Below are 6,435 nucleotides of genomic sequence, written 5' to 3'. Positions count from 1 at the left end.
GTGTTTCCTTTATCTCAGTTGGAGCGCTCCAGGCCATACGCCGCTGACCAGGGCGCTTGCGCTTTTCTAACCCTAAAGAGAGAGTGATTGAAATGAAAAAGTTTGTACTGATAACGGGAGCGAGTGGTGGAATCGGCCAAGCGGTTGCGATTAATTTAGCTCAAAAGGGATATTCCTTATATTTACATTATAATAAAAATGATCAATCCATTAGGGGTTTGTTGGACAAGCTGAGGCCGTTAGGTGGTGAGTATATCCCTATTCAAGCGAATTTGGCGGACTCAGGCGGATATAAATCCATAGCACCGCACATCTTTTCTTTAGATGCCATCATCCATTGCAGCGGCAACAGTCAATATGGGCTGTTGGTGGATTTGCAGCAGGAAGATGCAGTTGCATTAATGAATGTCCATGTAGTAAATCCGTTAATGTTAACTAAAGAATTGCTGCCAAAATTTTTAAGGAAAGGGTCAGGAAATATTATTGTGATCACTTCTATCTGGGGACAAACCGGTGCATCTTGTGAAGTTGCTTATTCTGCGGCCAAAGGTGCTCAAATTGCGTTTGTAAAGGCGCTCAGTAAAGAAGTCGCATTAAACGGTATCCGTGTAAATGCGATAGCACCAGGGGCGGTGGCAACACCGATGATGGAGAGTTTTACCCCTGAAGAGGTGGAGCAGATTTCTTTTGAGATTCCGATGGGGAGATTGGGACTGCCTGAAGAAATTGCGGGTAGTGTTGCATTCTTGTTATCCGATGATTCTTCTTATATTACTGGACAGGTTCTTGGGATAAATGGAGGCTGGTACACGTAAATTTCACAATTTATTTATGAATAGTTTACGCCCAATCTTCACAAAATAACCTTGTACTATTCTAAAGGAGGTAATATTATGTCTGTTTTAGATAACTGGAAACAGTGGGAAGACTTCTTAGCGGATCGTCTTCATCATGCACAAAATGAAGGTATGAGTGAAGGGGCAGTTAGTAACCTTGCTTTTCAAATTGGTGATTATTTAGCAAACCAAGTCGAGCCGAAAAATGAGCAAGAAAGAATTCTTTCTGATCTTTGGTCAGTTGCTGATAAACAAGAACAGCAAGCCATCGCCAATATAATGGTAAAACTGATATCGAATAACGGAAGCCGATAGAAGAGAGTGGAGCCTTTGGGTTCCTCTCTCTTTTTACTGTCAAGTGAAAATTTAAGATAAATAAGTCATTCTCTTTGTTTTTTCTTTCATCTTCCATCAAAATCATTTATTATAGGGGTTAGATAAAAAAACTTAAAAAAATTGTCGAAACTTCTTTTGGGGGTTTTATCATGAAAAAAGAATGGTACTTAGAATATGAGATTCAGAAAAACCGACCGGGTCTTCTTGGCGACATCTCATCCTTATTAGGAATGCTTGCTATAAATATTGTAACCATTAATGGTGTTGATGAGGGCAGGCGGGGTCTGCTTATATTAGCAAAAGACGATGACCAAATTAAACGACTTGAGTCAATTTTACATACTATGGACACAATAAAATTAATCAAACTAAGAGAGCCGAAATTACGTGACAGACTTGCCGTCAGGCACGGTCGCTATATTCAAAGGGATGCAGATGATAAAAAAACATTCCGCTTTGTGAGGGATGAGCTTGGATTATTAGTTGATTTTATGGCAGAATTATTTAAGCAGGAGGGACACAAGCTAATCGGTATTCGCGGCATGCCGCGAGTCGGCAAGACAGAGTCACTGGTGGCGGCAAGTGTTTGTGCGAATAAACGCTGGTTATTTGTCTCATCCACTCTTTTAAAACAAACAATCCGCAATCAGCTTATTGAGGATGAGTACAACGAAAATAATCTGTTTATTCTTGATGGGATTGTTTCAACCAAACGGGCAAATGAGCGACACTGGCAGCTGGTGCGAGAAATTATGCGTCTACCGTCTGTTAAGGTAATTGAGCATCCTGATATTTTCGTACAAAACTCGGAGTACACGCTGGATGATTTCGATTATATTATTGAACTTAGAAATGATGCAGATGAAGAGATTACATACGATATCGTGGATCAGCATAATATGTTTTCCAGATCAGATTTTGGAGATTTTGATTTTTAATAAATTGGAAGGTGTTACAGTTGACTGAATTAGGGAATCGACTAAAAGAAGCCCGATTAGCCAAAGGATTAAGCTTAGATGATTTACAAACGATGACAAAAATTCAAAAACGGTATTTAGTAGGAATTGAGGAAGGTAACTATTCCAGTATGCCTGGTAATTTTTATGTGCGTGCCTTTATCAAGCAGTATGCAGAGTCACTAGAACTGAATCCGGATGAAATTTTTGAAACCTATAAAACCGACATACCAGCTTCCTATAATGATGATTTGCCGCAGCAATTATCAAGGGTCAAAACACACAAAGCTATCTCAGAAGGAAATTCAAAGCTCTTTGATATTCTTCCGAAAATTTTGATTGTTGTGTTTGTGATTGGTGTGGCTAGTCTCTTATATTATTTTTTATCAAACCATGCAGGCAACAATACAAATGAGGCGATTAAAAATGATAATGAGCAGGTTAAAATTGAAAAATCGGAAAGCCTAGAAAAGGTTAAAGCGGAAGAAATAGAAAAGAAAAAAAAGAAAGACAGCAAAAAAGAGGATCAAGCCACGAAACAAGACGAGGATAAAACACCTATTGTGGAAGCGCCAAAGCAGGAGCTGACAGTAGTTCAAAGTGGCGGCACTAATTCCACGTATGATCTAAAAAATGCCGATAAATTTGTTGTGAAATTGGTTTCTAAAGGAAACACCTGGGTAAGCATAAAAAATGGAAAAGGGAAGACCTTTTTTCAAGGGACACTTAAAACGGGTGCTACTGAGAGCCAAACACAAGATTTATCTGGAGAGAGCACGGCTGTTATTAGGATCGGTAACGCTGCAGATACCGACATATTTGTGAATGACCAACTGCTTGAGTATGCTATACCAGCGACAGCGAATGTTCAGAACATCACGATTCAAAATGTTCTGAAGAATGAATAGTCATCTGTTGATGGCTATTTTTCACTTTCAATCATTACTTGGAGGGAAATTATGAATATTCCAAATCGAATTACCGTATCAAGGATATTATTAATTCCGATATTCTTGGTTATTATGTTAGCCCCATTTGATTGGGGGACTATGAGTCTTTTAGGGGCAGACATGCCTGTTACCCATTTTGTCGGGGCACTCATCTTTATATTGGCATCAACAACCGATTGGGTTGACGGACACTATGCCCGCAAGTATAACCTTGTGACCAATATGGGGAAATTTCTTGATCCGCTTGCTGACAAATTACTTGTCTCGGCTGCTCTTATAGTACTTGTTGAAATTAATGATATATATGCACCTTCATGGATTGTGATTATCATCATCAGCAGAGAGTTTGCTGTAACGGGTCTTCGCCTCTTACTTGCTGGAGAAGGGGAGGTTGTTGCGGCAAATATGCTCGGTAAAATTAAGACATGGGCACAAATCATCGCGATTTCATCCCTATTGTTACATAATATAATTTTTGCTTTAATTCCGTTTCGTTTTGATATTGTGGCATTATGGGTGGCCATGATATTTACAATTTGGTCTGGATGGGATTATTTTGCTAAAAATAGTCATGTGTTAAAAAACTCAAAATAAGATTTACAGTGGTTTAATAAGGGGTGACTTGATGATCAATGCAGAGATTATTGCCGTCGGTTCAGAATTATTACTAGGTCAAATTGTTAACACGAATGCACGATTTTTATCACAGCAATTAGCTAGTCTTGGCATTAATGTTTTTTTTCATACGGTAGTTGGCGATAACCACGACCGTCTAAAGACAGCGATTGAAATTGCAGAGAACCGCGCGAACATGATTATCTTTACTGGCGGGCTGGGACCGACAAAGGATGATTTGACGAAGGAAACGATTGCCCGCCACATCGGAAAAGAACTAATTATGGATCAAACAGCATTAGAATCAATTGAGCTCTATTTCAAACGGACAAACCGTGTGATGACGGAAAATAATCGCAAACAGGCACTTGTTTTAGAAGGGTCTCATATTCTCCCGAATGATCATGGGATGGCGCCCGGAATGGTTGTAGATAGCGGCAGCCACATTTATGTGCTTTTACCTGGTCCTCCCAAGGAAATGGAACCGATGTTTCTCCAATATGGGTGTCAGGCACTATCCTCAAAAAATAAGTCGAAAGAGAAAATTGTCTCGAGGGTGTTACGGTTTTTTGGGATTGGCGAAGCTGCATTGGAAACGGAAATTATCGATATCATTGATTCGCAAAGTAATCCTACCATTGCTCCGCTCGCGGGTGATGGCGAGGTTACTTTAAGGCTGACGGCTAAACATGTGGATGAAGCGGTCGCGCAAACAATGCTGGATGAAGTGGAAAAAACGATTAATCAACGTGTCGGGGAATTTTTCTATGGGTATGATAACACTTCGCTTTTGGCAGAATTGACGAAAAGTCTAAAGGAAAGAAAACTAACGATTACAGCCGCTGAGAGTTTAACCGGGGGACTATTCCAACAAGAGTTAACTTCTATTGCCGGTGCGAGTTCTGTATTTAAAGGCGGGATTGTTTGCTATTCAAATGAAGTTAAGCAGCATATATTGCAGGTGAAACCGGAAATACTTGAAAAACATGGTGCTGTAAGCGAACAGTGTGCAAAAGAGTTAGCTGAAAATGCTGCCAGGCTGTTGGAGAGCGATATTGGGATTAGCTTCACTGGGGTGGCAGGTCCTGATGAGGTGGAAGGAAAGCCAGTTGGTACGGTTTATATTGGAATTGCTATTAAAGGAAGACCGACTGTGGTGGAAAAAATGATCCTTGCGGGTACGAGGGAAGCCAACCGGAATCGATCGGTAAAATTCGGCTGTTATTTCATCTTGCAAAATTTAAAAGAATCACAGAATGCTAAATAGTGTTCTGTGATTTTTTTTTGTTCAAAATTGAATTTTCAAATTAAAGAAGATAAAGTGATTTTCGAAGGTGATTTTGTAGAAGAAATACAAAAAAGGGGTTAATAAGCCGCCTAACTCAGTATAAATTGTTTAAAAAATAACAGAATAAATGTTCGATTTTTTACTCGACAAATATCAAAAAAGAGGTTATATTATTTATAGGTATTTAATAGATTATGGCAAAAAGCGAGTGTTTATATATAAGGGAGGAAATTATTCGTGAGTGATCGTAAAGCGGCATTAGAAATGGCGTTAAAGCAAATAGAAAAGCAATTCGGTAAAGGTTCCGTCATGAAGATGGGAGAGAAAACAGATACCCAGATTTTAACGAGCCCGAGTGGCTCTTTAGCACTTGATGCAGCACTTGGAGTGGGTGGTTATCCTAGAGGCCGTATTATCGAAGTTTATGGTCCTGAGAGCTCTGGTAAAACAACAGTTGCCTTGCATGCGATAGCTGAAGTCCAAGCAAATGGTGGACAAGCAGCATTCATCGATGCAGAGCATGCCCTTGATCCGGCGTATGCCCAAAAGTTGGGTGTTAACATTGATGAGTTATTGCTGTCACAGCCAGATACCGGCGAACAAGCACTTGAAATCGCAGAAGCATTAGTCCGAAGTGGTGCAATTGATATTATTGTAGTCGACTCAGTAGCAGCCTTAGTTCCAAAAGCGGAAATTGAAGGCGAAATGGGAGATTCTCACATGGGCTTACAAGCTCGTTTGATGTCGCAAGCACTGCGTAAATTATCTGGTGCTATCAATAAATCGAAGACCATTGCAATATTCATTAACCAAATTCGTGAAAAAATTGGCGTTATGTTTGGAAACCCCGAGACAACGCCAGGAGGACGCGCATTAAAATTCTACTCCACTGTTCGTATTGAAGTACGTCGTGCAGAGGCGTTAAAACAGGGAACTGATATTGTAGGTAACAAGACAAAGATAAAAATAGTTAAGAATAAAGTCGCTCCTCCTTTCCGTACTGCAGAGGTAGATATCATGTATGGTGAAGGAATTTCTAAAGAAGGCGAGATCATTGATCTTGGCTCAGAATTAGATATCGTTGAAAAGAGCGGGTCATGGTACTCCTATAATGGTGAAAGATTAGGTCAAGGCCGCGAAAATGCAAAGTTATACTTAAAGGAAAATCCGGATATCCGCCTCGAAATTTCAGGGAAAATCCGTGCGAATTATGGCTTAGATAGTGAAAAATTTGTCACTGAAAAAGATGATGATGAACAATTTGAATTAATAGACTAGGGTAGAGGAGCAAAGCTAAATAAAGTTTTGCTCCTTTTTTTCAATAAAATAATTTTTTATATTAATGTATGAAATATATCCGTTTTTAATTTTAAGAAGAACAAATGATGTCCTATTCTAGGTATTTCAAATTGCTGTTTAGACTAAACCTTGACAATAAATATTCCCACCTTTAC

Annotated in this window: 7 protein-coding genes; all 7 read left to right on the top strand. The window is 39.4% G+C overall.

Annotated elements, in window-relative coordinates; genetic code table 11:
- Window positions 1–92 precede the first annotated feature (92 nt).
- The gene (ymfI, locus tag BABA_RS20515; protein WP_007087163.1) at window positions 93–815 is read left to right on the top strand and encodes an elongation factor P 5-aminopentanone reductase; all 723 of its coding nucleotides are present in this window, start codon (window positions 93–95) and stop codon (window positions 813–815) included.
- A gap of 78 nt (window positions 816–893) precedes the next feature.
- Window positions 894–1,151 (top strand): DUF3243 domain-containing protein, encoded by a 258-nt coding sequence (locus BABA_RS20510; protein ID WP_007087162.1) that lies wholly within the window; start codon window positions 894–896, stop codon window positions 1,149–1,151.
- Window positions 1,152–1,318: 167 nt separating this feature from the next.
- Window positions 1,319–2,110 (top strand): DUF3388 domain-containing protein, encoded by a 792-nt coding sequence (locus BABA_RS20505; protein ID WP_040347104.1) that lies wholly within the window; start codon window positions 1,319–1,321, stop codon window positions 2,108–2,110.
- A 20-nt stretch (window positions 2,111–2,130) separates the two neighbouring features.
- Window positions 2,131–3,036 carry a helix-turn-helix domain-containing protein gene (locus BABA_RS20500; protein WP_007087160.1) on the top strand — a complete coding sequence of 302 codons (906 nt, stop codon included), beginning with the start codon at window positions 2,131–2,133 and terminating at the stop codon, window positions 3,034–3,036.
- Between the two features lie 51 nt (window positions 3,037–3,087).
- The gene (pgsA, locus tag BABA_RS20495; RefSeq protein WP_007087159.1) at window positions 3,088–3,672 is read left to right on the top strand and encodes a CDP-diacylglycerol--glycerol-3-phosphate 3-phosphatidyltransferase; all 585 of its coding nucleotides are present in this window, start codon (window positions 3,088–3,090) and stop codon (window positions 3,670–3,672) included.
- A 34-nt stretch (window positions 3,673–3,706) separates the two neighbouring features.
- Window positions 3,707–4,960 (top strand): competence/damage-inducible protein A, encoded by a 1,254-nt coding sequence (locus BABA_RS20490; RefSeq protein ID WP_040347121.1) that lies wholly within the window; start codon window positions 3,707–3,709, stop codon window positions 4,958–4,960.
- A gap of 258 nt (window positions 4,961–5,218) precedes the next feature.
- A complete protein-coding gene (gene recA / locus BABA_RS20485) occupies window positions 5,219–6,259 on the top strand; it encodes a recombinase RecA (protein ID WP_007087157.1) in 1,041 nt (346 codons plus the stop codon).
- Window positions 6,260–6,435: the final 176 nt, after the last annotated feature.

The sequence above is a fragment of the Neobacillus bataviensis LMG 21833 genome (assembly GCF_000307875.1).
Taxonomy (GTDB): domain Bacteria; phylum Bacillota; class Bacilli; order Bacillales; family Cytobacillaceae; genus Neobacillus; species Neobacillus bataviensis.
Note: the sequence above shows the minus strand (reverse complement) of the source record. Positions and strands in the feature narration are given on the sequence as shown.